This window comes from Neobacillus drentensis (assembly GCF_036966985.1).
Lineage (GTDB): Bacteria > Bacillota > Bacilli > Bacillales > Cytobacillaceae > Neobacillus > Neobacillus drentensis_E.
In genome coordinates, this window is sequence record NZ_JBALSN010000450.1 from 1 (window position 1) to 672 (window position 672).

Genomic DNA, 672 nt, shown 5'->3' on the forward strand with positions numbered 1-672 from the left:
GCTTAGAGCTAAGCGGATACCTAGTAATATATTAGGTAAAGAAGCTGGAATCATCAGCTTAGTTATTTGCTCTATTCGGCTGTACTCTAATATTTGAGCAACATCGTATAGTTTTTTATCGACATTACGAATGCCTAAAAAGGTTTGTAAATATAAAGGGAAAAAGGCACCTAAAGCAATTAGTAATATTTTAGATAATTCACCAAACCCTAACCACATGATAAATAGTGGTGTAATCACAAGCAGTGGGACAGTTCGAAGCATTTGGATACTTGGGTTTAAATATTCCTCTGCCCTTTTGTTCATGCCAACAATGACACCTATTAATAATCCGAGAAAACCGCCGATAGCAAAGCCGAGAAATGCTCGAAATAAACTAATTTGCAAATGTTTAGCCATCTCCCCTGACTGGACTAGTTCTATGAAGCGGGTGACAATTAGCAATGGTGAAGAAAATAATTGTTCGGACAAGATACCGAGTGAACTTAACAATTGCCATAAAAACAATACGACAACAGGCAGAGTTAATCCTCGCCAAATAGAGTAACTATTTGTTAATTGTGCTTTCATTTTTTTAATTGAAATGGCTTTGTTCTGTGCAATTGTTTGTGTAGACATTTTTATCATCCTTTCTTTTTTAAGTTAAATGCTCCAATCTTCTATGTCGTTAAC

Annotated in this window: 1 protein-coding gene; it reads right to left on the minus strand. The window is 35.4% G+C overall.

What is annotated here, in order from left to right:
* The coding region (locus V7659_RS24950; protein ID WP_420491769.1) for an ABC transporter permease at positions 1-618 on the minus strand (618 nt) is incomplete at its 3' end.
* Positions 619-672 lie beyond the last annotated feature (54 nt).